This window comes from Rugamonas rubra, assembly GCF_900114705.1.
GTDB lineage: Bacteria > Pseudomonadota > Gammaproteobacteria > Burkholderiales > Burkholderiaceae_D > Rugamonas > Rugamonas rubra.
Map to the genome: position 1 here is coordinate 127502 of NZ_FOTW01000008.1, position 25796 is coordinate 153297.

24 protein-coding genes and 1 riboswitch are annotated in these 25796 nt (G+C 68.3%); of the genes, 12 read left to right on the forward strand and 12 right to left on the reverse strand.

The window, feature by feature from the left end; all coding sequences use genetic code 11:
• Window positions 1–143: 143 nt before the first annotated feature.
• A complete protein-coding gene (locus tag BM252_RS08460) occupies window positions 144–1796 on the forward strand; it encodes a methyl-accepting chemotaxis protein (RefSeq protein WP_093386231.1) in 1653 nt (550 codons plus the stop codon).
• A 354-nt stretch (window positions 1797–2150) separates the two neighbouring features.
• On the opposite strand, the gene BM252_RS08465 is transcribed toward BM252_RS08460, so the two are convergent.
• The gene (locus tag BM252_RS08465) at window positions 2151–4136 is read right to left on the reverse strand and encodes an OPT family oligopeptide transporter (protein WP_093386233.1); all 1986 of its coding nucleotides are present in this window, start codon (window positions 4134–4136) and stop codon (window positions 2151–2153) included.
• A gap of 185 nt (window positions 4137–4321) precedes the next feature.
• Here BM252_RS08465 and ylqF point away from each other — a divergent pair, with 185 nt between their 5' ends.
• The gene (gene ylqF / locus BM252_RS08470; RefSeq protein WP_093386235.1) at window positions 4322–5269 is read left to right on the forward strand and encodes a ribosome biogenesis GTPase YlqF; all 948 of its coding nucleotides are present in this window, start codon (window positions 4322–4324) and stop codon (window positions 5267–5269) included.
• Window positions 5270–5344: 75 nt separating this feature from the next.
• Here ylqF and BM252_RS08475 read toward each other — a convergent pair whose 3' ends face one another.
• Window positions 5345–6163, reverse strand: coding sequence for a DODA-type extradiol aromatic ring-opening family dioxygenase (locus BM252_RS08475; protein WP_093386238.1), 819 nt, complete (start codon window positions 6161–6163; stop codon window positions 5345–5347).
• A 158-nt stretch (window positions 6164–6321) separates the two neighbouring features.
• Window positions 6322–6554: riboswitch (cobalamin riboswitch) on the forward strand.
• An 85-nt stretch (window positions 6555–6639) separates the two neighbouring features.
• On the opposite strand from BM252_RS08475, the gene BM252_RS08480 reads away from it, so the two are divergent.
• From BM252_RS08480 to BM252_RS08495, 4 genes are all read left to right on the forward strand, one after another.
• The gene (locus BM252_RS08480; protein WP_093386240.1) at window positions 6640–8628 is read left to right on the forward strand and encodes a TonB-dependent receptor; all 1989 of its coding nucleotides are present in this window, start codon (window positions 6640–6642) and stop codon (window positions 8626–8628) included.
• Window positions 8629–8786: 158 nt separating this feature from the next.
• Complete coding sequence (locus tag BM252_RS08485) at window positions 8787–9716, forward strand: cobalamin-binding protein (RefSeq protein ID WP_093386638.1); 930 nt, start codon at window positions 8787–8789, stop codon at window positions 9714–9716.
• Between the two features lie 137 nt (window positions 9717–9853).
• A complete protein-coding gene (locus BM252_RS08490; protein WP_093386243.1) occupies window positions 9854–10543 on the forward strand; it encodes a thiol:disulfide interchange protein DsbA/DsbL in 690 nt (229 codons plus the stop codon).
• A gap of 1 nt (window position 10544) precedes the next feature.
• Complete coding sequence (locus tag BM252_RS08495) at window positions 10545–10862, forward strand: hypothetical protein (protein WP_093386245.1); 318 nt, start codon at window positions 10545–10547, stop codon at window positions 10860–10862.
• A 76-nt stretch (window positions 10863–10938) separates the two neighbouring features.
• Here BM252_RS08495 and BM252_RS32195 read toward each other — a convergent pair whose 3' ends face one another.
• Both BM252_RS32195 and BM252_RS29975 read right to left on the reverse strand, forming a co-directional pair.
• Window positions 10939–11262 (reverse strand): CcdB family protein, encoded by a 324-nt coding sequence (locus tag BM252_RS32195; protein ID WP_093386248.1) that lies wholly within the window; start codon window positions 11260–11262, stop codon window positions 10939–10941.
• 1 nt (window position 11263) lies between these two features.
• The gene (locus BM252_RS29975) at window positions 11264–11455 is read right to left on the reverse strand and encodes a type II toxin-antitoxin system CcdA family antitoxin (protein ID WP_139236354.1); all 192 of its coding nucleotides are present in this window, start codon (window positions 11453–11455) and stop codon (window positions 11264–11266) included.
• 220 nt (window positions 11456–11675) lie between these two features.
• Here BM252_RS29975 and BM252_RS08505 point away from each other — a divergent pair, with 220 nt between their 5' ends.
• Together BM252_RS08505 and BM252_RS08510 are read left to right on the forward strand one after the other, a co-directional pair.
• Window positions 11676–12422 carry an SDR family oxidoreductase gene (locus tag BM252_RS08505; protein WP_093386250.1) on the forward strand — a complete coding sequence of 249 codons (747 nt, stop codon included), beginning with the start codon at window positions 11676–11678 and terminating at the stop codon, window positions 12420–12422.
• Window positions 12423–12537: 115 nt separating this feature from the next.
• A complete protein-coding gene (locus tag BM252_RS08510; RefSeq protein ID WP_093386253.1) occupies window positions 12538–13077 on the forward strand; it encodes an ester cyclase in 540 nt (179 codons plus the stop codon).
• Between the two features lie 108 nt (window positions 13078–13185).
• Here the strand turns inward: BM252_RS08510 and BM252_RS08515 are convergent, their stop codons facing one another.
• The 7 genes from BM252_RS08515 to BM252_RS08545 form a co-directional block, all read right to left on the reverse strand.
• Complete coding sequence (locus BM252_RS08515; protein ID WP_093386255.1) at window positions 13186–14148, reverse strand: LysR family transcriptional regulator; 963 nt, start codon at window positions 14146–14148, stop codon at window positions 13186–13188.
• Window positions 14141–15025 (reverse strand): HlyD family secretion protein, encoded by an 885-nt coding sequence (locus BM252_RS08520; protein WP_093386258.1) that lies wholly within the window; start codon window positions 15023–15025, stop codon window positions 14141–14143. Before BM252_RS08520 ends, BM252_RS08515 begins: the two co-directional genes overlap by 8 nt.
• A gap of 34 nt (window positions 15026–15059) precedes the next feature.
• Complete coding sequence (locus BM252_RS08525) at window positions 15060–15281, reverse strand: DUF1656 domain-containing protein (RefSeq protein ID WP_425442275.1); 222 nt, start codon at window positions 15279–15281, stop codon at window positions 15060–15062.
• Window positions 15250–17391 (reverse strand): FUSC family protein, encoded by a 2142-nt coding sequence (locus BM252_RS08530; protein ID WP_093386260.1) that lies wholly within the window; start codon window positions 17389–17391, stop codon window positions 15250–15252. The genes BM252_RS08525 and BM252_RS08530 overlap by 32 nt, the downstream gene beginning before the upstream one ends.
• An 18-nt stretch (window positions 17392–17409) precedes the next feature.
• A complete protein-coding gene (locus BM252_RS08535) occupies window positions 17410–17907 on the reverse strand; it encodes a MarR family winged helix-turn-helix transcriptional regulator (protein WP_093386263.1) in 498 nt (165 codons plus the stop codon).
• 49 nt (window positions 17908–17956) lie between these two features.
• On the reverse strand, window positions 17957–19381 hold the full coding sequence (locus tag BM252_RS08540) for an efflux transporter outer membrane subunit (protein WP_093386265.1): 1425 nt from the start codon (window positions 19379–19381) through the stop codon (window positions 17957–17959).
• A gap of 75 nt (window positions 19382–19456) precedes the next feature.
• A complete protein-coding gene (locus BM252_RS08545; RefSeq protein WP_093386268.1) occupies window positions 19457–19723 on the reverse strand; it encodes a DUF4148 domain-containing protein in 267 nt (88 codons plus the stop codon).
• 306 nt (window positions 19724–20029) lie between these two features.
• Between BM252_RS08545 and BM252_RS08550 the strand changes: the two genes are divergently transcribed.
• From BM252_RS08550 to BM252_RS08565, 4 genes are all read left to right on the forward strand, one after another.
• Window positions 20030–20422 (forward strand): hypothetical protein, encoded by a 393-nt coding sequence (locus BM252_RS08550; protein ID WP_093386269.1) that lies wholly within the window; start codon window positions 20030–20032, stop codon window positions 20420–20422.
• Window positions 20423–20860: 438 nt separating this feature from the next.
• Entirely contained in the window at window positions 20861–23347 is a 2487-nt protein-coding gene (locus tag BM252_RS08555; protein ID WP_093386272.1) for an ABC transporter permease, read from the forward strand.
• Window positions 23348–23414: 67 nt separating this feature from the next.
• A complete protein-coding gene (locus BM252_RS08560) occupies window positions 23415–24125 on the forward strand; it encodes an ABC transporter ATP-binding protein (protein WP_093386274.1) in 711 nt (236 codons plus the stop codon).
• A gap of 9 nt (window positions 24126–24134) precedes the next feature.
• Window positions 24135–24893 carry a hypothetical protein gene (locus BM252_RS08565; protein WP_093386277.1) on the forward strand — a complete coding sequence of 253 codons (759 nt, stop codon included), beginning with the start codon at window positions 24135–24137 and terminating at the stop codon, window positions 24891–24893.
• A gap of 260 nt (window positions 24894–25153) precedes the next feature.
• On the opposite strand, the gene sodB is transcribed toward BM252_RS08565, so the two are convergent.
• Window positions 25154–25732, reverse strand: a complete 579-nt coding sequence (gene sodB, locus BM252_RS08570) for a superoxide dismutase [Fe] (protein ID WP_093386279.1) — start codon at window positions 25730–25732, stop codon at window positions 25154–25156.
• Between the last annotated feature and the right edge of the window lie 64 nt (window positions 25733–25796).

A 25796-nucleotide genomic window follows, 5' to 3' on the forward strand; every position in this document is an offset into this window, starting at 1 on the left:
CAACGCCGTTTTTCCATCCTCGTTTTGTCTTGCCGGCCGGGAGCCTGTCGGCGCGGCCAGGCCCGCCGCATGACGCCCCGCCGGCGCGGCCGCCTGCCCGCCGCACCCGCCCGCGCCTGCGGCGCACACATTGAGGAACCAAGATGAACATCGGGAATTGGACTATCGGACGGCGTCTGGGCGCCGGCTTTGCGCTGGTCTTGCTGCTGACGGCGGCGCTGATCGCCTTCGCCCTAGTACGGCTGGACCACATCGGCGCGACCAGCGCGCGGATGATCGACAAGGACTGGGTCAAGGCCGAGGCGCTGGCCGACATCAGCTCGCGCACCCGCGCCAACGCGCGCCGCACGCTCGAGCTGTTCCTCGAGCCGGACGCCGCCCGCGTCGAGCAGATCCGCCGCCGCATCGAGGCCAACAAGCTGGCCATCAACGGCGCCGTCGAGACGCTCGACCGCCTGCTCTACAAGGACGAGGCCAAGGTGATGCTGCAGCGCTTCAAGCAGGATCGACGCGTCTACGTCACCTCGTTCGGCCAGGTCGACCAGCAGCTGGCCGCCGGCCAGCGCGCCGAGGCCAAGGCGCGCATGCTCGAGGAGACGCTGCCGGCGCTCGACCGCCTGCAGGACAGCGTGACGCAAATGGCGCAGTTCCAGCGCCAGCTGGTCAACGCCAGCGGCGCCGAGGTGCGCGGCGACATCGGCTCGGCCCGCACCCTGATGCTCAGCTTCGGCGCGCTGGCGCTGCTGCTCGGCGTCGCCCTGGCCTGGTGGATCACCCTCTCCATCACCCGGCCGCTGCGCGCGGCGATCGAGGTGGCGCGCACCGTCGCCGCCGGCGACCTGTCGAGCCGCATCGAGGACGGCGGCCGCGACGAGACCGGCCAGCTGCTGCAGGCTTTGAAGGACATGAACGGCAGCCTGGTCGACATCGTCGGCCGGGTGCGCAGCGGCAGCGACAGCATCGCCACCGCCTCCGGCCAGATCGCCAGCGGCAACGTCGACCTGTCGGCGCGCACCGAGCACCAGGCCAGCTCGCTGGAGGAGACCGCCTCGTCGATGGAGCAGTTGACCGTCGCCGTGCGCAACAACGCCGACCACGCCAACCGCGCCAGCGCGCTGGCCCGCAGCGCGCTGGAGGTGACCAAGGAGGGCGGCGCTGCGGTCGCCCAGGTGGTCGACACGATGGCCTCGATCAACGCCTCGGCGCGCAAGATCGGCGACATCATCAGCGTCATCGACGGCATCGCCTTCCAGACCAACATCCTGGCCCTGAACGCGGCGGTCGAGGCGGCCCGCGCCGGCGAGCAGGGTCGTGGCTTCGCCGTGGTGGCCACCGAGGTGCGCACGCTGGCCCAGCGCAGCGCGGCGGCGGCCAAGGAGATCAAGACCCTGATCGACGACTCGGTGCAGCAGGCCGACGCCGGCAACGCCCAAGTGGAGCGGGCCGGCGCGACGATGCGCCAGATCGTCACCAGCATCGACGGCGTCAGCGCCATCATCGACGAGATCAGCACCGCCGGCCAGGAGCAGAGTGCCGGCATCGAGCAGATCAACCAGGCGATCATCGAGATGGACGGCGTCACGCAGCAGAACGCCGCGCTGGTGGAGGAAGCTTCCGCCGCCTCGGCCGCGCTGCTGGAGCAGGCCGGCAGCCTGACGCAGGCGGTCAGCGTGTTCCGGCTGGCGCCGGCCGGCGGCCGCGCCAAGGCGCCGGCGCAGGCCATCGGCACGTCGCGGCGCGACGGACGCGGCGGCGGCCAGCCCGCCGCGCCGCGCCTGGAGGCGCGCGCCGCCTGAGCCGGCGGCGCGGCCTGAACTGGCGCCAGTAAAAAGAAAGGAGCCGCGGTCACCCGCAGCGGAAGGCCGGAAGGCCGGGGTCAGTGCCGACATTCGGACACGACCTCAACCATATCCCTTCTCACCGATCGATTGCGGCTGAGTCTGTGTCCGAATGTCGGCACTGACCCCGGCTCTCCTCGGCTGAGTCTGTGTCCGAATGTCGGCACTGACCCCGGCTCTCCTGACCCCGGCTCTCTGACCCCGGCTCTTCGCCTGTAGGTGGTCTTGGAGCCGCTGGCGCCTAAGTAATCCCGGCGAAAAAAAAGGAGCCGCAGTCGCCCGCGGCTCCTTTCTCATGTCAAGCCGGTCGCATCAAGCGGCGCAACTGCGCGCGCTCTTGGCCGACCACGAGTACAGGCCGGCGACGACGACGATGCCGACGATCAGCGCGACGATCATGGTCTGCGCCTCGCTCATGCTGTTGGCGATGGCCAGCGGTTCGCCGTCGCCGGACATGACGATCAGTCCGGCCAGCGCGACGTTGAACAGGCTCTCGCCGACGATGAAGCCGGACATGATCAACACGCCCAGCCGCTTGGCCGTCTCGCCGCTGGCGCGGCGCGCCATGGCGCGCTCGAACAGGTAGCCGGCGACGGCGCCCACCACCACCGGCGCGGTGACCGCGCTGGGCAGGTAGATGGCCAGGCCGACGCCGAGCGGCGGCAGGCTGTACTTGTTGTCGCTGAATCTCTTGAGCAGGTAGTTGAGCAGCACCAGGCCCAGGCCCAGCGCGGCGCCATAGCCCAGCAGGTGCCACGGCAGGTTGCCGCCGATGACACCCTTGGCCAGCGTGGAGATCAGCGCCGCCTGCGGCGCCGCCAGCGGCGTCGAGGAGATCACGCCGACGTTGGCGGCGCCGGCGAAGCCGTTGGCGTGGTTGAGCAGGTCGAGCACCGGCGGCACTACGGCCGAACCGGCGAACACGCCAACCAACAGGGCGACCTGCTGTTTCCACGGCGTGGCGTCGACCAGTTGGCCGGTCTTCAAATCCTGCAGGTTGTCGTTGCCGATCACCGCCACCGCCAGCACCACGGTGGTGACGAACAGGGCGAAGGCGACCAGCGCTTGCGCCACCTCGGGGCCCATGACGTGGCGGCCGACCATGCCGACGCTGAGCGCGGCGCCGAGGATGGTCAAAATGGCGATGCCCGACACCGGCGAGTTCGACGAGCCGATCAGTCCGGCCATGTAGCCGCACACGGCGGCGGCGAACATGCCGGCGATGATGATGTAGCCGATGCCGACGGCCACCAGCGGCCAGGCCAGCTCGGCCAGCACGGTGCCCTGCAGGAAGGTGGCCAGCAACCAGCCGGCCGGCACCATCGAGATCATGGTGACCAGGCCGACGATGAACAGCGGCAGGTCCTGCTCGGTGCGCGGCAGCGCCACGCCCTTGTTGGCCTTGGCCAGGCGGGCAGTCTCCAGCGCCGATTTCAAGCCGCCGATGACCGGCTTGGCCAGTCCGGCCAGCGTCACCAGCGCGGCCGCGCCGATGGTGCCGGCGCCCATCATGCGCACGTCGGTCTTCCACACCGACAGCGCCTGCTCGGCGGCCGACAGCAGCGGCGCCGGATGCAGCGCCGTCATCAGCGGCACCAGCACGCCCCAGGCGATCAGCAGGCCGGCCAGCATGGCGATGCCGACGGTGATGCCCATCAGGTGGCCGGCGCCGAGCAGGGCCAGCGAGCTCGATGCGCCGATGCCGGTGGCGCCGGCGCCGGTCTTGAAGTAGATCGCCACTTCGCCGGCCATCACCTTGACGGCGCTGCCGGCGGCGAACAGGGCCGAGGCCAGGCTGCCCCACACCAGGGCCAGCAGGCCGGCCTTGCCTTCGGCCGCGCCGTTGCGCGAGGCCATGCCGACCTTCAGCACCTCGGCGGCGGCGACGCCCTCCGGATACGGCAGGTCGGACTGCGACACCAGGGCGCGGCGCAGCGGCATGGTGTACATCACGCCGAGCACGCCGCCGATGGCGCAGCAGCCGAAGGTGGGCCAGAACGGCACCTTGGCCCACCAGCCGATCATGATCAGGCCGGGCAGCACGAAGATCACCGAGGCCAGCGTGCCGGCCGCCGAGGCGATGGTCTGGACGATGTTGTTTTCCTGGATGGTGGCGTCCTTGAAGGCGCTCAGCAGGGCCATCGAGATCACCGCCGCCGGGATCGAGGTGGCGAAGGTCAAACCGACCTTCAGGCCCAGATAGACCTGGGCGGCGGTAAAGACCAGGGTAATGAGGACGCCGAGGATGATCCCGCGTACGGTGATTTCCTTCGGCGTCGGTGCTGCGGCTTGTCTCATCTTCAACACTCCGGGTGGTGTAAAGTTAATAAAAAAGTCATGGATCGGTAAAAAAGTGCCCCATCATATCCGAGTCTGCGACAAATCTATACAGGTGAAAGTGGGGCGCTCGGCGGCAATTCTGGTTGGCGCCGGGGGCAGCAGGTAAAATAGCGGATTGATAGAACGATTTTGAAGGCAATAGCATGGCAATTCAATGGTATCCGGGGCACATGAACGCCGCCAAAAAGAAGGCGGCGGAGCAGATGGAGAACACCGATCTGGTGATCGAGGTGGTCGACGCCCGGCTGCCCGAGGCCAGCTGCAACCCGATGGTGGAGGAGCTGCGCCTGTTCCGCCAGCGGCCCTGTCTGAAGATCCTCAACAAGATCGACCTGGCCGATCCGGCCGCCACGGCGGCCTGGGTGGCCTACTACAACGCCCAGGAGGGCGTCACCGCCTACGCCATGACCACCAAGAAGGCGGCCGAGGTGGCGCGCATCCCCGACTTGGCCAAGTCGCTGGCGCCGCACCGCGGCGTGCCGACCAAGCCGCTGCGCATCATGATCATGGGTATTCCCAACGTCGGCAAGTCGACCCTGATGAACGCGCTGTTGAAGAAGCGCGTCGCCAAGGTGGGCGACGAGCCGGCCGTCACCAAGCAGCAGCAGAAGCTCTACCTGGGCAAGAACACCATCCTGGTCGACACGCCCGGCATGCTGTGGCCGAAGATCGCCCTGCCGAGCGACGGCTTGATGCTGGCCGCCAGCCACGCCATCGGCTCGAACGCGCTGATCGAGGAGGAGGTCGCGGTGTTCCTGGCCGACGTGCTGCTGCAGCGCTATCCGGCCCTTCTGGCGACGCGCTACGGTTTCAAGACCGAGGGCATGGACGGCATCGCCGTGGTGGAGGGCGTGGCGGCGCGGCGCGGCTTCCGCCAGAAGGGCGGCGATTTGGACTTCGAGAAGGCCTCGCACACCTTCCTCGGCGACTACCGCAGCGGCATCCTCGGCCGCATCTCGCTGGAGACGCCGGAGACGCGCCAGGCCCTGCTGGCCGAACACGCCGCCGAGATGGCCGCCAAGGCCGAAAAGGCCGCCATCCTGGCGGCCGAGAAGGCGCGCGCCGCCGCCAACGGCAAGCGCGGCAGCTAGTCCGCTGCCGCAGCCCGGCGGCGTGACTCGAGGGTCAGACCCTGAGGGTCTGACCCTGGCGCCCGGCCGCTGGCATCACCCCGGCGCCGCCGCGCCGAAGCGGAAGCTCGACACCGCCAGCCCGCCGAAGAACTTGTCCTCGTGGTAGGGCACTGTCGCCGCCTCCTGCTCGGCCGCGCCCAACACCACCATCAAGGGCAGCAGATGCTCCTCGCGCGGGTGCGCCACGCGCGCCGCCGGCGCGCTTTCCCATTCCATCAAGCGCGCCGTGCGCTGCCCGGGTGGCAGCGCCATGCTCTCGCGCAGCCACTGGTCGAAGGCGTGCGAGGCCGCCGCGCCGCTGGCGTTGAAGGCGCGCAGATTGTGGAAACTCAAACCGCTGCCGACGATCAGCACGCCCTCGGCGCGCAGCGCGGCCAGCGCGCGGCCGGCGCGCAGGTGGGTCAGCGGGTCCAGGCCGTGCTTGAGCGAGAGCTGCACGATAGCCACGTCGGCCCGCGGATACACCGGATACATCGCGCTGAAGGTGCCGTGGTCGAAGCCGCGCTCGTGGTCCAGTTGCGCCGGCAGGCCGGCGCCGTCGAGCAGCGCCTTGGCCCGCGCCGCCAACTCCGGCGCGCCGGGCGCGTCGTAGTGGATCTGGTAGGTGTGCGGCGGGAAGCCGGAATAATCGTAGATCATCGGCGGCTTAGCGCCGGCCGAGAGCAGGAAGTCGCGGCCCTCCCAGTGCGCGGTGACCACCAGCACGGCCTTCGGCGTCACGCCGAGCTGGCGCGGAATGTCGCGCAGCGAGGCTTCCAGCTGGTCGTAGGTGCCGCCGACCTGCTCCTTCATGAACGGCCAGGGGCCGCCGCCGTGGGACAGGAAATAGGTGGGAAGTAGGGTGCTGGACATGGTGGCGCTCCGTGAAGTGATGTCCACATCATAGTCATTCAATAGATGTGGATCAATCGGGCAAAACTATATGCATCGTTCAGTTTTTATGAATGATGTCGGGCGCCGGCGCCACCGTCTGTTGTCGAAATCCGTCATGCCGCAGGCGTGCCCGGCGGTATAATGCCCGCGTTTTGGTGCCCGCGCATGTGACCACGTGCGCAGTTAAACGGGAAACACAAGGCCGCTGCCAGCAAGCTCGGCCAAGGTGTGCTGCCCCCGCAACGGTAACGCAAGCGCCGCCCCGCGCAATCGGGCGGCAGGCTGTCTCGACGACCACTATGCGTACGCATAGGAAGGTGAGGCGGTCCGACTTGCCAGCCCGGATACCGGCCAGACAGGTGGGAGCGCCGCGCGGAGCAGTCCGTGGCGGCGCCTTCCGTTCCATTCCGGCTTGCGGGGACGCAGGCGGATGCCTTTTTCGAAAACGATCCATCATGACCTTCTCCGCTACCCGCCGCCTGCCGGCGTTCCTGCCATTGGCCGCCGCCGTCGCGCTGTGCTTCGCCGCCGCGCCCGCCGTGGCGCAAACCGCCGCGCAGACGCTGGCCCCCATCGTCGTCACCGGCGCCCGCTTCGACAGCGCCCCGGCCTTCGCGCCGATCGGCGCCACCGTCATCAGCGCCGACCAGATCCGCCGCGCCGGCATCAACGACGTCAACTCGGCGATCCGCAAGATCGGCGGCGTGTACGGCCGCCAGAGCCTGGACGGCGGCCCGGACTTCAGCCTGGACCTGCGCGGCTTCGGCGCCGCCAGCAGCCAGAACATGGTGGTGGTGCTGGACGGCGTGCGCCTGTCCGAGAACGAACTGCTCAACGCCGTGCTGACCACGGTGGCCATCGACACCGTCGAGCGCATCGAGATCACCCGTGGCGGCAGCTCGGTGCTGTACGGCGAGGGCGCCACCGGCGGCGTCATCAACATCGTCACCAAGCGGCCGACCAGCAAGAACGGCAGCGGCAGCGTCTACACCGAAGTGGGCCAGCAGGGCCAGCGCGAAGCGCGCGGCTCGGTGGCGCGCGCCTGGGACGGCTTCGCCCTCGACGCCACGTTGGGCACCCAGCAGACCGACAACTACCGCGACAACAACGACTACAAGCAAACCAACTTCAGCGGCGGCGCGCAATGGTTCACCGCCGCCGGCCGCATGGGCGTGCGCCTTGACAGCCTGCGCCAGGACTCGCGCTTCGCCGGTTCGCTGAAGATGAGCGAGTACCTGGCCAACCCGCAACAGACCAAGACGCCGGACGACTTCGGCTCGCTCGACAGCGACCGCGTCACCGCCTTCATCAGCCAGCGCGTCGCCGGCTTCGACCTGGCGGCGGAACTGTCGCACCGGCAGAAGACCGTCAAGGCCAGCTACGGCAGCGGCGCCAACATCTTCGCCGCCCAGTACGACAGCAAGCAGACCCAGTTCTCGCCGCGTCTGCGCCAGCTGGGCAATGTCGGCGGCATGCTCAACGAGTTGGTGGCCGGCATCGACCTGACCCGTTGGGAGCGCGACACCAAGAGCAGCTACGCCGGTTTCCCGTCGTCGGCCGCCGAGGCGACCCAGCGCTCCAAGGCGATCTACCTGCGCGACGAGATCCGCTTCGACGCCGCCCACGACGGCCGCCTGGCCGCCGGCGTGCGCCGCGAGCTGTTCGACAAGGGCTTCGCCGATCCGATCGGCTTCGGCACCACCCGCTACGACAACACCCAGGGCCTGAACGCCTGGGACCTGCAGGGCAGCTACACGGTACTGCCGCTGTTGACCGCCTACGCCAAGGCCGGCCAGAGCTACCGCGTCGCCAACGCCGACGAGAACGCGCTGACGCCCAAGCTGAACACGCCGCTGCGGCCGCAAACCTCGCACGACCTGGAGCTGGGCGCCAGCTACGGCAACGCCGAGCGAAAGTTCACCGCCGCCGTGTTCCGCCACAAGCTGCGCAACGAGTTGTTCTACGATCCAACCATCGGCTACGGCGCCAACACCAACCTGGACCCGACCAAGCGCCAGGGCGTCGAGCTGTCCGCCAGCGCCGTGGTTGCCGCCGACTGGACCGTCAGCGGCCACTACCAGCACGTGCAGGCCACTTTCACCGAAGGCGCCAACGCCGGCCGCGAGATGATCCTGGTGCCGAAGAACGTGCTCAGCGCCCGCCTGGCGTGGACGCCGGCCGACGGCCAAAGCGCCGCCTTCGGCGCGCAGTGGGTCGACAGCCAGCGCTACGGCGACGACTTCACCAACAGCTGCTCGTCGCGCATGCCATCGTTCACCACCTTCGACGCGCGCTATGCCCGCAAGTTCGGCCAGTGGGAACTGGCGCTCGCCGCCCTCAACCTGGGCGACAAGCAGTACTTCTCCCAGGCCTTCGCCTGCCGTGGCGGCATCTACACCAGTGCCGGCCGCCAGATGAAGGTATCGGCCCGCTACGACTTCTAAGTCCGCGACCCAGCTCTTAGAAAATTCACCCAACGGCGTAGCGCCAGGGTCAGACCCTAGGGTCTGACCCTTGGTTTTCGTCCTTGGGTGTAGCTCAAGCAAGCGGGGCCGGCGTCCCGCCGACCTGCGACGAACAGCTCTTTTTGGAGACCGCCACGATGTCCCATCCTATTCCCTCCCGCGCCCGCGCGCTGGCCCCGCTGGCGCTGCTCTGCGCCGCCATCCACAGCCCCGCCGCCCACGCCGCCACGCCGGCCGCCATATCTGTGCGCGACGACGCCGGCCTGACCGTCACGCTGGCCAAGCCGGCGCAGCGCGTCATCGCCATGGCGCCGCACATCACCGAGCTGCTGTTCGCCGCCGGTGGCGGCGAGCACGTGGTCGGCGGCATGAACTTCAGCGACTACCCGGCCGCCGCCAAGCGCCTGCCGCTGGTCGGCAGCAACGAGCAAATCGACCTGGAGCGGGTGCTGGCGCTCAAGCCCGACCTGCTGGTGGTCTGGAAGGGCGGCAACAGCTCGCGCCAGATCGAACAACTGAAAAGCCTGGGCCTGCCGATCTACTACAGCGCGCCGGCCAGGCTCGACGAGATCGCCACCTCGCTGATCCGCCTCGGCCAGCTGCTCGGCACCGAGCCGGCCGCGCAAGCCGCCGCCAGGGACTACCGGCAAAAGATCGCCGCGCTCGGCGCCAAGTACGCGCAGCGCCCGCCGGTGCGGTTGTTCTACCAGATATGGGACAAGCCGCTCTACACCCTCAACGACGAGCACATCGTCGGCGACGCGATCCGCCTGTGCGGCGGGCGCAACGTGTTCGGCGGCTTGAAGGTGCTGGCGCCGTCGGTCGGCATCGAGGCGGTGGTGCAGCAGAACCCGGAGGCCATCGTCGGCGGCGAGCGCCACGAGGGCGACAGCGCGACCGACAGCGGCCTGGCGATCTGGCGGCCGTACAAGGGCATGCTGGCGCTGCAGCGCGGCAATCTGTTCGAGTTGAGCGGCGACCTGATGGCGCGCGCCACGCCGCGCATGGCCGACGGCACCGCCCAGCTATGCGAGAAACTGGAGCTGGCGCGCGCCCGCCGCCCTTAAAGCCGGCTTAATTTGGCGCCAAATCGCCGATTTTTGCGCCCAAGCCTGAAAACGCCGCGAAAAAAGTGGTAATCTCGCGGCGATCGCACCATTGTTTCCCACAGCGTGTGCCAACCCCATCGAACAAGGATTTTGTTATGCGTCTTCTGCGTCTGCTGCTCGTCTCCGTCGCCTTCATGGCCTCCGCCTCCGGCGCCTTTGCCGCCGAACCGAAAAACGGCACCGATTACCTGACGCTGGACACGCCGGTGCGCGCCGACACGGGCAAGAAGATCGAAGTGGTCGAGGTCTTCATGTACCACTGCCCCCATTGCAACGCGCTCGAGCCGGTGATGGCCGACTGGGTCAAGCAGCAGGGCGACAAAATCATCTTCCGCCGCCTGCACATGGCCAACGGCTTGACCGATCCGCAGGCGCACGCCTTCATCACGCTGGAGGCGATGAACCTGCTGAGCAGCGGCATCCATGAAAAAATCTTCCGCGCCATCCACGTCGAGCGCAACCGCCTCAACACCGACGCCGGCATACTCGACTTCGTCGTCAAGAACGGCGTCGACAAGGCCAAGTATCTGGAATTTTTCAACTCCTTCGCGGTCCAAACCAAGATGAAGCGTTCGATGCAGCTGATCGGCCAGTACAAGCTCGACAGCGCACCGAGCATCGTCATCGACGGCCACTACGTCACCTCGCCGGCCATGGCCGGTGTCGGCAAGCCGGTGCCGGCGGCGCACGCGGCGCTGTTCCAAGTGATGGACGCGCTGGTGGCCAAGGCCAACCAGGAAAAGAACGGCGCAACGGCGGCGGCTCCAAAGGCGGCCAAGAAATAATATGAGCGAAAAAGAGAACGACGTCGAAAAGGGCGTGATGAAGATGTACCGCGAGTCCGAGCCCAACATCGAGGACTTGTACGAGCGCAGCTACATCAACCACATCGCCTGGAGCGTGCTGGTGCTGGCCTTGGGCCTGATCTTCTGGCTGACCATCGCCCTGATCAACGCCGAGAACCAGCGCAACGCGCTGTACACGGCGATGTGCGCCGATCCGGTGTTCAAGGGCGAGCTGGACAAGAAGTGCCTGAAGTCGGTCCACTCGCGCGAGCACTGGTGGCAGCACGTCGGCTACGCGCTGACGCACGTGCGGCCGTAGTCCACGCCGACGCCGTTTGCCATGCAAGGAAAAGCCCGCTGATGCGGGCTTTTCCTTTGCTGGCATTGATATCGAATCAGTACGAACCAAAAAGGCGGTCTAGTGCTGCCAGAATTTCGTTTTGATACATGGCGCCCGAGGTGATGAATGCGCCCAGTCTCTCGCTCCCCATGGCCGCAAGCTCAGCAGTAGAGAGAAAGTATCGCGCACCGGCAAGGTGGAGAATGGGGCACAAGTCATTCGGGACGATGTCGACAAAGCGAGAAAAAGACTGAATTGTTCTTAGCGGGATAACCACTCGTGTCCCCAGGCCACTGACGTTGTTGTTCTGTACGTCAATGAGGAAAGGTGCCGAAGCCCGGGATGCAGCAGTGTTGCGATGGATATCAAATCGCGCCATTTCAAAACAAGCGGAACTCTTCCAACGCTACGCCTTCCGCTTCAATGAGCTTGTTGTACTCGGCTAGAAAAGCAGCGTGCTCATCGTTCCAGTTACCGGCTGTCGGCTCGCCGGGAGGAGAGACTGCCGGAATTTTTGCAGATGGGTATATTCTTGAGTTTTGTTGGCTTGAACGAAACATAAATCGTTTCATATTGGCTCCGGTTCGGAGTGGGGACTCACGACGATTATAGCGCGATCCACCTTGCGTCCGCGCGGTTGGCGGATGGAGCCAAGTTGACTTACATTGAAGGTTGATCATGTCCCGCGCCATATCGACAACGGCGCTAGCCCGAACCGGACCGGGTATGTAGTCGCCACCATCCGATCCTTGCTATGATTTCCGCTTTGACGAATCGAGCATGGAGCATGACATGAAACAAGTGATCCTGATTACCGGCAGCGGGCGCGGCATCGGCGCGGCGACGGCGCTGCTGGCCAGCCGGCGCGGCTACGCGGTCTGCATCAACTATCGCAGCGACGCCGCCGCCGCCGAGGCGCTGCGCCGGCAGATCGTCGACGCCGGCGGCGAGGCCATCGCGGTGCAGGCCGATGTGGGCGTCGAGGCCGACGTGCTGCGTCTGTTCGCCACCGTCGACGCCCAGCTTGGCGCCATCACCGCGCTGGTCAACAATGTCGGCATCCTGGAGACCCAGTGTCGCCTGACGGAGATGTCGGCCGAGCGCTTGCAGCGCGTGTTCACCACCAACGTCATCAGCTACTTCCTGTGCTGCAAAGAGGCGGTGCGCCGCATGTCGACCGCCAGCGGCGGGCAGGGCGGCGCCATCGTCAACGTCTCGTCGGGCGCGGCCAAGGTCGGCTCGCCCAACGTCTACATCGACTACGCCGCCTCCAAGGGCGCGGTCGACACGCTGACGCTGGGCCTGTCGAAGGAGGTGGCGGCCGAGGGCATCCGCGTCAACTGCGTGCGGCCGGGCTTGATTTATACCGAGATCCACGCCAGCGGCGGCGACGCGGACCGCGTCGCCCGCATGGCGGCCTCGGTGCCGATGGGGCGCGGCGGCCAGCCGGAGGAGGTGGCCGAGGCCATCCTGTGGCTGCTCAGCCCCGCCGCCTCCTACGTCAGCGGCACGTTTATCGACGCCGCCGGCGCGCGCTAGGCCTGCGCCGTCATCTTCAATAAAAACAAGAAGATGATTCAAAACGTGGCTGCATTATCAATCCTGGGTGGAAACATGACAATGCGGTTTCCATCCACCCACCCAGGACTTCACCATGTTCAACAAATCCCCGCTGCTTCCCGTGCTGAGCGCCGCCGTGCTGGCCGCCGTCTCGATGACCGTGCTGGCCAGCGATGCCGTGCTGCCCGTGCCGCAGCACATCGCCAGCGCCGCCCCGTCGCCCGAGCTGGAGGCGGTTATGTTGGCGGCGCGCCGCTACGCCGCCTTCTGGAACAGCGGCGATCCGGCCTACGCCGAGCAGGCGCTGGCCGTGGACTTCACCGACCGCACACTGCCACCCGGCCGCGAGCAGGGCACGGCCGGCCCGCTGCAGGCCTCGCGCACCTTCCGCGGCGCCGTGCCCGATCTGAAAGTGGAGGTGACCGACATGGTCGCCGCCGGCGACCGCGTCACCGTGCGGCTGCACTTCACCGGGCATTTCACCGGCCAGTTCGGCAAGGTGCAGGGCAAGGGGCAGGCGATCGACTTCCAGGCCTTCGACCTGTACCGCGTGGTCAAGGGCCGCATCGCCGACAACTGGCATCTGGAGGACAACCTGACGCTGTTGCGGCAGATGGGCGTGGTGCAGCAGTAGGCGGCCGCGCCAAGCATTTTTGCATGATTGAGCGTTGACCCCGCACCCCGGAGGCCGGGGTCAGACCCCTCGGGGTCTGACCCCTTTCAGCCGCATTGCGGGGTGGGGCTAGCTAACTAGCCGGCCGAAGCGATCGAGCAGGAAGTCGATCAGCAGCGCGATGCGCGGCGGTTGGAAGCGGTTGCGGTGGTACAGCAGGTTGAGCGGCGCGCTGTCGGTGAAGTAGTCGTCCAACACCGTTTGCAAGCGGCCGGCGCGCAGGTCGTCGGCGATGTCGAGGATGGACTTGTAGGCGAATCCCCGGCCGGCCACCGCCCACTTGCGGACGATCTCGCCGTCGTTGCTCTGGTTGTAGTGCTGCACGCGCACCGAATGGGCGCGGCGTCCAGGCGCCTTGTCGCTGGCGTCGGCCGCTACCGTGGCCGGCGCCGTGTAGCGCCACTCGTTCATGGCGCCGAGCGGCGTCACCAGAACGATGGCGGGCAGCTCGGCCAACTGTTGCGGCGTCTGCGGCAGGCCCACCCGCGCCGCCAGCGCCGGCGCCACGCAGACCACGCGCCGGCTCGGCGCCAGCAGGCGCGCCACCATGTCGCTGTCGGGCAGTTGGCCGTAGCGGATCGCCAGGTCGATATCGTCCTGCACCAGGTTCGAGGTGGCGTCGGTCAGCACCAGCGCGTAGCGCAGTTCGGGATGCAGATCGCGGAAGGCGTCGAGCATCGGCAGCAGCACATTGCGGCCGATGTCCGACGGCGCCGAGATCTTGACGGTGCCTCGCACCACGTCGCTGCCGGCGTGCAGGCTGGCCTCGGCCTCGACCATCAGCGCCAGCGCCTGTTCGCTGAAGTGCTGGTAGATGCGGCCCTCCTCGGTCAGCCGCAGCTGGCGCGTGGTGCGCTCGAACAGCTTGACCTTGAGCGAGGCCTCCAGCCGCTGGATGCAGGCGCTGGAGGCGGCCGGCGACATGCCCTGCTTGCGGCCGGCGGCCGAGAAGCTGCCCAGCTGGGCGGCGTCGAGGAACAGGCGGATCACGCCGAAGCGGTCGATGCCGCTTTTGTGCTCTGGATTAGCCATGGTTGGCCTCCGCCATGCGCGGCGTCAGCACCACCGTGCAGGTGGTGCCGGCCACCAGTTGCAGCGACGCCGGCAGCTGGTCGATGTGGATGCGCACCGGCACGCGCTGCGCCAGGCGCACCCAGTTGAAGGTCGGGTTGACGTCGGCCAGCAGTTCGCGGCCGGTGCTGGCGTCGCGGTCGGTGATGCCGTGGGCGATGCTCTCGATGTGGCCGCGCACCACGGCGCCACCGCTCATCATGCGCATCTCCACCGGGTCGTTCAGCGCCAGCATCGGCAGTTTGGTCTCCTCGAAGTAGCCGACCACGTAGAACGACTCGCGGTTGATGACGGCCAGCTTGGCGGCGCCGACGGCGGCGAAGTCGCCGACGTGCACGTTGAGGTTGGTGACGTAGCCGGCGGCCGGCGCGCGCACCACGGTGCGCTCCAGGTTCAGCCGCGCCATGTTGCGCGCCACCAGTGCCGCCTGGTACTGCGCCGACGCGGTGCCGACGGCGAATTCGGCCGTCTCGCGGCTCTCGGCCGAGACGATGCTGCTATCGAGGCCGGCGCGGCGGCCGGCCTCCTTGGCGCGCCGGCCCTTTTCCACCTGCTGCGCGGCCAGCGCCGCCTCGCTCTGCGCCAGCGCGTTCTCGTAGCGCGCCTTGTCGACGACGAACAGCACCTGGCCCTGCCGCACCAGCTCGTTGTCGCGCACCAGCACCTCGGTGACCGTGCCGGCGACGTCGGCGCCGATGCTGACCACGTCGGCCTTGACGCGGCCGTCGCGGGTCCAGGCCGATTCCATGTAGTGGTCCCAGGCGCTGCGGCCGACCCACAGGGCGGCGGCCAGTAGCAGCAGGGTGATGCAGTGGCGGATGATCTTGGATGCGTTCACGTTTGGCGTTCCGGTAAAAAGGTTGGATTCTGGTTTAGGTGTACAGCGTGGTGATCAGCGCGCCGAAGATGCAGACCAGCAGGCACATGCGCACCAGCGCCGGATGCCACAGGTGGCGGTACAGGCCGAGCCGGCCCAGCACCCAGTCCAGCGCGCCCTGCAGCACGAGGCTGAACAGGAACAGCGGTAGGATGGTCGGCAGCAGCACGCCGAAAACTGCCAGCTCACGCGGCATGGTGTGGACGGTCTGCAGCATGTGCGTCTCCTGGAAACTGCGCCATCTGGTCGCGCAGGGATGTGTAAATGGAATGCAGGTCGATCAGCGCGGTGCGCAGGCGCTGCTCGCGTTCCGGGCCGGCGTCCGGCAGCTCGGCGCGCAGCGTCGGCCCGGCCTGCAGCAGGGCGAACTGGGCCGCCGCGCAGCTGGCCGGCGTGGGCGCGCGCAGGTAGCGCGCCAGCATGTCGACCGCCAGCTCCAGCGCGTTGCGCACCGCCAGCAGCTGCGAGTTGGCGACCAGCTGGCGCATCTCGATCACCGAGTGGCCCAGCTCCAGCAGGGTCAGGCCCTGGCGCACCACGGCGCGCGCCGCCTTGCCCGGCGTCGGCCCGGCCGCCGCGTTGAGCTGGTTGAGCAGGTCGCGCACGCGGTTGTCGAAGCGCTGCTTGAGCTGTGGCAGCGGCGCCTTGCAGGTGGCCAGCGCCTCGCGCCACAGCGCTTCGGCGATGTGGTCCTTCTGGCCCATGGTGTGCTCGGGCAGCACCACGGCGAAGATGGCGTAGGCCACCGCCACGCCCAGCACCAGCGTCAGCGTGGTGTTGAAGAAGCCGTTGACGTCGTAGTGCATCAGGTTCAACGGCGCCACCACCTGGGCGGCGAACAGGCTGATGCCGACACCGATGCCGGCGCGTTTGGGATCGGTGGTCAGGTAGGCGCCCAGCACGAACACGGGCAGGGCGGCCAGCACCAGCATCGGATAGTCGTTGGCGTGGATGACGACGAAGAACTCGGTGGCGAAGGCCAGCGGCCAGCACAACAAAAAGCCGATCAGCACCTGCTTGACCATCATGGTCGGCCGGGGCGACGACGAGGCCAGCGCGCTGAACACGGTAATCATCAGCATGGCGTTGGCGGCGTAGGGCCAGGCCAGCCAGTACCACGCGGCGGCGGCGGCCAGCAAGGCGCTGGCGGCGCGCACGCCGCTGCCGACGACGATGGCCGGCGGCGTCTTCGGGCTGTAGGCGACCGGGTCGCTGACCTGCTGCCGCTTGGCCTGGGTCAGGCCGTGGTACAGCGCGACGAAGGCGCGCATGTCGAGGGCGAAGCGTTCGAGCAGCTCGACGGCGGTGTCGAAGTCGATCCGGCAGGCCCGCTCGACCTGGCCCAGCGCGGCGCGGGCGGCGCCGATTTTCTGTTCCAGCCGGACGCCCACCTGGTCCAGGCTGGCGACGCTGGCGTCGTCGCGCAGCGCGCCGGCCAGCGTGGTGTGCAGCGGCTCGACCAGCGCCAGCACCGGGCCGGCCGGCCCGGTGCGCAGCCGGTGCAGCAGCCGGTGCAGCGTGTAGAAGGTGGTCAGCGCGGCCATGAAGGCGCCGTTGAAGGCGTGCAGCTGGCGCGTGTGCGAGCGGGCGTGGGCGGCCTCGAAGAAGGCGGCGGCGCGGCCCGATTCGAGGGCGGCGATGTCGGCGGCGAAGCGCAGGTGGGTCAGCTCGGTTTCGGCCGGCGTCAGGCGGCCCTGCAGCACCTCCTGGCAGAAGCCGAGGAAGCGGCTGTAGCGCGCCTGCACGGTGCGCATCACCTGGCGCGACTGGTGGCGCGGCAGCAGCGTGTCGTGCACCACGGCGGCGCAGATGATGCCCAGGCCGACTTCGCTGACGCGGGTCACCGCCAACGTGAACACGGTGGCCGGATTGTCGATGGCGGGAATGGCGATCATGCAGGCGGTGTAGCCGGCCAACACGAAGCTGTAGGATTGCTGGTTGCGGTACATCGCCGCGCCGCCGGTGCACAGGCCGACCCAGAGTGCCAGCACCAGGAACAGCAGCACCGGCTGCTGCGGCACCAGGGCGATCATCAGCAGCGCGCCGGCGCAGCCGACCAGGGTGCCGAGCAGGCGGTAGAAGCTTTTTTCCAGCACCATGCCGCTGCTGGGCAGGGCCAGGATGAAGGTGGTGGTCATCGCCGTGTTGGGCGAGTCGAGGCCGAGGCGGAAGGCCAGCCACAGCGCGCCGAAGGCGGCCAGCATGGTCTTGGCGACGAAGATCAGGCGCTCGCCCTCGCTGCCGCGCCAGTCGCGCGCCTGCGCACCGATCCACTGGAGCGCTCTCGTGGCCGGGGAAGATGGTGGGGCGGAGGGCGCTGGGGGCATGGTGGTCGGTGGGCTTTGCTAGGTGGCGTTTTCGAGGTTGTCCAGCTGTCGTTTGAGCAGGGATTCCAGTAGTTTTACTTCGTCGGCGTTGTAGCCTTCATAGGCGCGCATGGTGCTTCGCCATACTTCCGGCAGCACCAGGGCGACCAGGTCGCGGCCGGCGTCGGTCAACGAGATCATCACGCAGCGGCGGTCGCCGGGACGGTTGCCGCGCACGATCAGGCCCTGCGTCTCGAGGTCGTTGCAGACCCGTGTCAGGTTGGCCGGCTTTTCCATGCAGGCCTCGCCCAAGGTGGAGGCGGTCGAGGTCTCGTCGTCCGAGCCGTACAGCACCGCCAGCACCATGTAGCTGGCGTCGACCAGGTCGTATTTGCGCAGCGCCGCGTTACTCAGGTCCTTCATCCGTTTTTGGATGTGGTAGGTCATGCGTAACAGGCGCACCATGTCTTCCGGGAAGTCCGGCATACGTGCATGGATATTTTGCAGGCGCTTTTTTGTGGCTTCAAAACTGCTCATCGCCTTCTCCTCTGCTTGTCTCGAAAGGCTTGATTGTACTATCTAAGCTTCACGGCAAATCCAGTTTAATTCCGCCGCCCAGGGCCGCCATCAGCTCGGCGTAGTTGTCCAGTTGGCGGCCGACGATCTGCGCCTGCTGCTGCTCCTCGTTGAGCAGGGCGATGTGGGCGTTGATGACGCCGACCGAGTCGGTCATGCCGGCGCGCCAGGCCTTTTCGGCCAGCGCGTGGGCGCGCCGCGCCGAGGCCAGCGCCTGCCGGCTCAGGCGTTCCTGCTCGCGCGCCGAGGCGGCGCGGGTGACGGCGTTGGCCACCTCCGCCAGGGCCTGCACCACGGTGGCGTTGTACTGCTCGACGGCGCCGTCGTAGGCCGCCGATTGCGCGCCGAGCTGGCTGCGCAGGCGGCCGCCCTCGAAGATCGGCAGGCTGATCGCCGGCGTCACGCCGCGCATGGCCGAGTGGGTGTCGAGTAGGTGGCTAAAGCCGATCGACTGGAAGCCGGCGAAGGCGGCCAGGTTGATGTTCGGGTAGAAGTCGGCGCGCGCCGCCTTGATGCGCTGCGCCGCCGCCTCGACGCGCCAGCGCTGGGCGGCGATGTCGGGCCGGCGGCTGAGCAGCTCGGCCGGCAGCGCGCTGGGCAGCGCCGCCGCGTGGTCCAGCGCCAGCGTCGGCCGGACGATGGCCTCGCCGTCGCCCGGTCCCTTGCCGATCAGCGCCGCCAACTGGTTGCGCAGCAGGGCGATCTGCGCACCGATCTGCTCGTGGTCGCGGCGGCCGGCCGGCAGCGTGGTCTCGATACTGCTCACGTCGATGTCGCTGGCCAAGCCGGCGGCCTGGCGGCGCCGCGTGATCTCGAGGATGCGCTGGCGCTGCGCCAGGTTGGCGACGATGGTGTCCTGCAGCGCGTAGTCCAACGACAGCTGGATGTAGCTGCGCACGATGGCCGACTGCAGCGCCAAGCGCGCCATCTGCGACTCCGCCGAAACGGTTTGCACCTCGCCCAGCGCGGCGGCCAGCAGGTCGCGGTTGCGGCCCCACAGGTCCAGGTCGTAGGAGCCGGACAGCGCGGCCGTGTTCTTCCAGGCGTAGTTGCCGGCCAGCGGGGCCGGCACCGTGCTGTGCGCCGAGTACAGCTCGCGGTCGGCGCTGGCGTTGGCGTCGATCTTGGGCAGCGTGGCCGCCTCGGCCACCCCGGCCAGCGCGCGCGCCTGGCGCACCCGCGCCTGGGTGGCGTGCAGGCCGGGGTTGTCGGCCAGCGCGGCGTCGACCAGCTGGTTCAATTGGGGATCGTGCAGGCTCTCCCACCAGGCCTGCGTCGGCCATGCCGCCTTGCCGTCGGCGGCGGCGATGGCGCTGCCGGCGTTCAGTTCGGCTGGCTTGAGCTGCTGCGCCTGCGGCTTGACGTGGCCCATGTCGGCGCAGGCGGCGAGGGCGAGCGTCAAGGCGGTGGCGGTCAAGGTGCGGATCAGTGTCATGGCGGCGTTTGGGTGGGAGAGGGTGTCAATGGGCCGCCTGCCGGGTTGGGGCGGGCGGCTCTTTACCGGTGCGGCTTACTTGGCGAAGTGCTTCTTGGTCTGGGCGACGTCGTAGTCGGCTTCCGTTTCCGGGATGGTGCCGTTCTTGCGCGCTTCGATAAGTTCGGCGATCACCTGGGCGCGGGTCACGCCGCTGGTGGTGGCCTTTGGATACTCGACCTGGTTGCCGCTGACGGCCTTGGTGTCGCTGGCGGCCTTGTCGCCGGCCGGTGCCGATTGGGCCAAGACGCTGCCGGCGGCGGCGAGGGTGACGAGGGCGGCGATGAGGTGTTTGCTGTTCATGGTGTTTCTCCTGATGAGGTAGGGGCGGCGCCCGCACGCTGCGGAACGGCCTGCCAAAGGCTTTGTGGCGCTACGGACTTGTTGGCCGGACTGCCACCTACCGGTCGTCGAACTTGCTTCCGACGCGATGCCGGATGAGTCGTATCGCGTTTGGATGCAAGTACTATATCTCTGAATAGTACATTTGTAAAATAAAAAATTACTATCGGGAACATAGCAATCTACGAGAGGTGGCGCACCGACGGCGGGCGCGGGGCTTGTTCAAATGAAGCTTCGCAATTTCATGACGCACAGAAGGAGGCCTTCATGTCCGGCAGCACACTAGACCCCGCCAACATTCCGGTTGGCACCGACCGCACGCTGGGGCGCGGTCACGGCACGGGCGCGCTCGGTCCGAGCGACAGTTCCGACAGCGGCAGCGATGTGCACGGCGGCGCCGGCCTGGCGCCCGAGCTCGACCCGGCGCTGGGGCGCGGCAGCGATGACGATGTGGAGCTTGGTGGTGTGGTCGCCGACGTCTACCTCGACAGCGACACCGACGCCGCCGGCACCGGCGAGCGCGCCGGCGCCGACGGCGACAACGTGGCGCCGGACGGCGCCGACATCGACGTCGACCACATCGAGTCGATTCCGCTGCTCGACCTCGGCGTCGAGGCCGATTTCGACGCGGCGGCCGAGGGCGGCAAGCACCACCGTTGAGGCCGGGGTGGGTGCCAGGAACGGGCGGGCGGCACGGCCGCGCCGCCCGCGTTCGCGCACCTGCCGCAGGGGCAGGCGTGGTATGGCCGGCGTTAAAGCTGGGGCGTATGCGTCTTGGCAGGCTGGGGAGGCAGTTCCGTCGCCTGCGTGGTGGTAGCTTGCGCGGTGAGGCGCAGGCCAAGTGCCTTCAATACCGCGAGTAAATCCCACAGTGCGAGCGGCGTGTTCGGCGCAGCACCACGTTGCTGGCGTTCGAGCCGGACTGCCCGCACCGGCAGCGGCGAGCCGCCCGCCGTGCGGCCCGGCGGACGGCGGCGCCAGACCGCCTAGTCCCCGAAATTCGCCACCCATCGCGACTAGCCGCGTTCCGTCGCACGGCCGAGGCGGGCGGCGGCGGGCGCTGCCATACTGCCCGCTCCTGTCATCATCTGGATCACCATGTTCCGACTCTCGCTGAGAATGACCCTGCGCGACTGGCGCGCCGGCGAACTGCGCTTCCTGCTGGCGGCGCTGACGCTGTCGGTGGCGGCGCTATCGGCCGTCAACTTCTTCGTCGACCGCATGGGCGCCGCCTTCAACCGCGACGCCCACCAGACGCTGGCGGCCGACCTGCGGCTGGAGTCGGAGCAGCCGCTGGCGCCCGAGTGGCGCGCCGAGGCGCTGCGCCGTGGCCTGCGCGCGGCCGACACCGTCACCATGCTGAGCATGGCCGTGGCCGGCGAGGGCGAGCAGACCAATTCGCTGCTGGTGGCGCTGAAGGCGGTGGGCGAGGGCTATCCGCTGCGCGGCAAGCTGACGCTGGCGCGCGGCGACGCCGCCGTGGCCACCGCCGCGCTGCCCACCCCCGGCACCGTCTGGGTCGACCAGGCGCTGATGCTGAACCTGAACCTGCGCGTCGGCGCGCGCCTGCGCATCGGCGACAGCGAACTGCTGGTGGCCGAGCGCATCGCCAGCGAGCCGGACGCCGGCGCCGCCTTCATGAACCTGGCGCCGCGCGTGATGATGGCGCGCGCCGACCTGGACGCCGCCCACCTGCTGCAACAGCACGCGTTGGCCACCCACCGCCTGCTACTGGCCGGCGAGCCGGCCGCCGTCGCCGGCTACGCGCAATGGGCCAAGGCGCGCAGCGCCACGGCGCAGGGCGGCGGCGTGCAGATCGAATCGTTCGAGTCGCGCCGCTCCGAGGCCAACACCATGCTGGAGCAGGCGCAGCAATTCCTTTCGCTGGTCGGCCTGCTGTCGGCGCTGCTGGCGGCGGTCGCCGTGGCGATGGCGGCACGCCGCTTCATGCTGCGCCACGTCGACGCCTGCGCCATGCTGCGCTGCCTCGGCATGGCGCAGGGCCAGGTGCTGCGCCTGTACCTGCTCGAGTTCCTGCTGGTGGCCCTGGCCGGCAGCGTGGCCGGCGTGCTGTGCGGCTTCGCCGCCCACTTCGTGCTGATCGAGTGGCTCGGCAAGCTGGCCGCCGCCGACCTGCCGGCGGCCGGCTGGCGTCCCGCCTTGCAAGGCCTGGCCACCGGCCTGGTGCTGCTGGTCGGCTTCGCCCTGCCGCCGCTGCTCCAGCTGCGCAACACCTCCCACGTGCGCCTGCTGCGCGGCGACGCCGGCGCGCCCAAGGCGCTGAGCCTGGCCGGCTACGCTCTCGGCCTCGGCATGTTCACCGCGCTGCTGTTGTGGCAGACCGGCGATGTTGTGCTCGGGCTGGCCGGCGCCGCCGCCTTCCTGCTCGGCGGCCTGCTGTTCGGCCTGCTGGCCTGGCTGGCGCTGCGCCTGTTGCGCCGCGCCCGGCCGCTGCTGCGCCAGCCGGCCTGGCGCTTCGCCATCACCGACATGCTGCGCCGGCCGGCCGCCACCGTCGCCCAGATCGTCGCGCTGGCGCTGGGCCTGACCGCCCTGTTGCTGCTCACCGTGGTGCGCGCCGACCTGCTGGCCTCCTGGCGCCTGGCCACGCCGGCCAGCGCCGCCAACCACTTCGTCGTCAATATCCAGCCGGAGCAGAGGGACGCCGTCGAGGCGCGCATGCGCGCCGTCGGCCAAGCCGAGCTGCGCGCCAGCACGCGCGGCCGCCTGACGCTGATCAACGGCCGCGCCGCGGTCGACGCAGGCACCGGCGCCGAGGCCAAGGAGAGCCTGGAGCGCGAGTTCGACATCGGTCAGACCAGCCTGTTGGACGCCGCCAGCAGCATCACGGCGGGCGCCTGGTACGGCCAGCGGCACGGCGAGGTCTCGGTCGAGGAGAAGACCGCGCAGAGGCTCAAGCTCAAGCTGGGCGACCAATTGACCTTCGACGTCGCCGGCCAGGACTTGACGCTGCGCGTAAGCAGCCTGCGCAAGGTCGACTGGCGCCAACGCCGCGCCAGTATGATCTTCGACACGCATGCGAACTCGCTGGCCGGCCTGCCGCTGTCCTACGCGGCGGCGCTGCACGTGCCGCCGCAGGACAAACGCTTCGCCCACCAGCTGGCGCGCGACTTCCCCAACCTGAGCGTGTTCGACGTGGCCGCCTTCATCGAGCAGATGCAGCGCACCCTGGACCAGGTCAGCCACGCCGTCGAGTTCCTGTTCCTGTTCACGCTGGCCTCCGGCCTGATGGTGCTGTACGCCGCGCTGGCCGGCGCGCAGGACCAGCGCAGCCGCCAGGCCGCGCTGCTGCGCGCGCTGGGCGCCACCCGGCGCCAGCTGGCGCGCGCGCAGTGGGTCGAGCACGGCCTGACCGGCGCGCTGGCCGGCCTGCTGGCCGCCGCCGGCGCCAGCGCCGCCAGCTGGGCGCTGGCGCGCTACGCCTTCCACCTGGAGTGGACGTGGTCGGCGCCGCTGTGGCTGGGCGGTCTGCTGGCCGGCGCCGTCTGCGCCATGGCCGGCGGCTGGTTCGGCCTGCGCCATGTGCTCAAGCTGCCGCCGCTGCACAGCCTGCGCCAGGCCTGAACCGGATGAACGACACGCACCGAAGCAAACCGTCGCAAAACAATTTGAACCAAAACGAGGGACACCCATGACGAATATGAACCTAGACCGCGCCGCGCTGCGCCCGGCCATCGCGGTCAGCCAGCTGTCCAAGCGGGTGGCCGACGCCACCGGCGAGCTGACCATCCTGCACGAGGTGGACTTCGCTGTACAGGCCGGCGAGACCCTGGCCATCGTCGGCGCCTCCGGCTCCGGCAAGTCGACCCTGCTGGGCATCCTGGCCGGCCTGGACACGCCCAGCGACGGCACGGTGGCGCTGGAGGGCGTCGACATCTTCAAGCTTGACGAGGACGGCCGCGCCGTTTTCCGGCAAAACAACCTGGGCTTCGTGTTCCAGTCCTTCCAGCTGCTGGCCCATTTGACGGCGCTGGAGAACGTCATGCTGCCGCTGGAGCTGCGCGGCTTCACCCACGCCAACGCCCAGGCCCGGGCCGAGGCGATGCTGGCGCGGGTCGGCCTGTCGAGCCGGCTGGGCCACTATCCCAAGTACCTGTCCGGCGGCGAGCAGCAGCGTGTCGCGCTGGCGCGCGCCTTCGTCACCGAGCCGCCGCTGCTGCTGGCCGACGAGCCCACCGGCAGCCTGGACGCCGCCACCGGCGCCGCCGTGGTCGAGCTGATGTTCGCCCTCAACCGCGAGCGCGGCTCGACGCTGGTGCTGGTCACCCACGACCTGAACATCGCCGCCCGCTGTGGCCGCACGCTGACCATGGCCGCCGGCCGTCTGCGCCAAGAACCCTAAGGAGTCCGCATGCGCTTATCCCACACCATGTTGCTGGCCGCCCTGGCCCTGTGCGGCCACGCCGCCCGCGCCGACGGCCAGGCCGACCTGAAGGCGGCGCTGGAGCGCTGCCAGGCGCAGGCGCCCTTGAAGGCGCTGTTGGAAACCAAGACCTGGCGCCGCGCCGGCGAGGGCAAGGACGCCGAGGAGACCCATGGCGCGGCCAGCGTGTTCATCGACGACAGCGTGCGCGGCATGCAGCTGTCCTACGGCCGCGAGATCCTGGCGCGCATGGACGCCGAGGCGCACGCCCAGGCGAAGAACCCGAACGCCAAGACGCCGACCCTGATGGCGGCGCGCGAGTTCGCCCCCAACGACCTGCGGCCGATGATCTCGGCGGCCAGCGAGCTGCAGCGCGTGCTCGACAAGGCGGTGTGGAAGAGCGAAAAGGCCGACACCTACGGCGGCAAGGCGGCCCGCCTGCTGACCTACGAGACCTCGATCGACACGCTGAGCGACCGCGACCGCAAATACATCAAGGACTTCGAGGGTGTGCTGCACGTGTGGATCGCCGCCGACGGCGTGCCGCTGGCCAGCCGGCTGACGCAGAACGCCTCCGGCCGCGCCTTCATCGTCATCAGCTTCGAGGCGAAGAACGAGGACCAGAGCGTCTACAGCCTGGTCGGCGACCGCCTGATCGCGATCCGCAAGGAGAGCAAGAACAGGGCCTCCGGCGCCGGCGAGCGCGACGAGAACAAGGTGGTCAAAACCCTGCAGCTGCAGTCCTGACGCCAAGCCCCTAAGCCCCGGGGTCAGTGCCGACATTCGGACACGACCTCAACCATAGCAACGCCGCCGAACCTCTTTACAGCTGAGCTCGTGTACGAATGTCGGCACTGACCCCGGTTGCTGCTGACCCCGGTTGCGGTTGGGGGGCGGCTTCCGCGTCCCGGGGGAGAGATGAAAAAAAGCCTGCGCCGCGAGGCACAGGCTTTCTGTCACCCGCCGCGCCGGCACGGGCCGGCGGCGGGTGGTCTAGCGAAAATCGATCAGGCGAAGTTGGCGCCGGCGAATTCCCAGTTGACCAGTTTCCAGAACGTTTCCACGTATTTTGGACGGGCGTTGCGGTAGTCGACGTAGTAGGCGTGTTCCCACACGTCGCAGGTCAGCAGCGGCTTGTCGGTGGTGGTCAGCGGGGTCAGGGCGTTCGAGGTGTTGACGATGTCAACCGAACCGTCGGCCTTTTTCACCAGCCAGGTCCAGCCGGAACCGAAGTTGCCGACGCAGGACTTGGTGAACTCTTCCTTGAATTTGTCGAACGAACCCCATTTGGCGTTGATCGCGTCGGCCAGCGCGCCGGTCGGTGCGCCGCTGCCGGTCGGGGTCAGGCCGTTCCAGTAGAAGGTGTGGTTCCATACCTGGGCGGAGTTGTTGAAGATGCCGCCGGAGGATTTTTTGATGATCTCTTCGAGCGACAGGTTCTCGAACTCGGTGCCCTTGATCAGGTTGTTCAGGTTGGTGACATACGCTTGGTGGTGTTTACCGTAGTGGTATTCCAGCGTTTCTTGCGAGATGTGGGGCGCCAGGGCGTCCATTGCATACGGCAGAGGTGGCAGGGTATGTTCCATTTGTTATTCCTTAGTGGTTTGAGACAGAAGACGATTTTTGCCGAAACGACCATCATTGTAAAGC